Origin of the sequence: Psychrobacter sp. AOP31-B2-9, assembly GCF_052378005.1 — a bacterium.
In the GTDB taxonomy this organism is placed as follows: Bacteria; Pseudomonadota; Gammaproteobacteria; order Pseudomonadales; family Moraxellaceae; genus Psychrobacter.
The window spans coordinates 1-711 of the sequence record NZ_JBQSXG010000314.1 but is presented as its reverse complement, the minus strand read 5'-3'; the positions used below and the strand labels follow the sequence as shown (position 1 = coordinate 711).

The window sequence follows — 711 nt, the reverse complement described above, 5'->3', positions numbered from 1 at the left end:
TGGTAAATGACCTGAAGCATAATTATATAAAAACGCTGCTGTCAGTACAATTGTAATAGGTACCAATAACGCACCATAACCCACTTTGGCATACATAAATGCTCCTACCGCGCTCCCACCGCAAAAGCAATACCAAATAATCGCTTGAAACCCCAGTGTTGGCTTACTGATCGAGCGACCCGCTAGCCAATTACCTATTGCCGCACCCATGTCTGAGGTCAACCCTGTCAAGTGGGTGGTACGAATAACAGCGCCACTATAAGTAGCGACCATTACATTCTGCAAGCCGCACGCCATCGCAGCCGCTAACTGTCCTAAATAATCGTGCTGTTGGTATAGCCAATAGCTAATCACTAGTAATAGCGCTTCTATATATAGCGCTTTTCCATAACCTTTACCTAGTTTTAATGAGGCTTGTCCAATAACAAAACCGCTCAATATAGCACCTGCTAAAAAAGAAAGTAACAACGCACCAATATACAAAATACTGTGTACATCTAAATAAGCAATCGCCGATGCAAATAAGCTGACATTACCCGTGACATGCGAAACCGACAAATTAGCAAAACCCATCAATGCTGCCGTGTTGACACAGCCAGCACTAAAGGCAAGCACCGCACCACCCCACAATATCCACCTTGGTAATTTAGTTATCATATCTACTACCTAAAGACTGAACTAAAAACAGCACATAGTATAACTAAAAAAGGC

Annotated in this window: 1 protein-coding gene; it reads right to left on the bottom strand. The window is 42.8% G+C overall.

Translation table 11 applies throughout. The annotated features are described in order from the left end of the window. Positions 1–657, bottom strand: a 657-nt coding sequence (locus ACT3SX_RS15400) for a YoaK family protein (RefSeq protein WP_444761857.1), incomplete at its 3' end; no start/stop codon positions are given. Positions 658–711 lie beyond the last annotated feature (54 nt).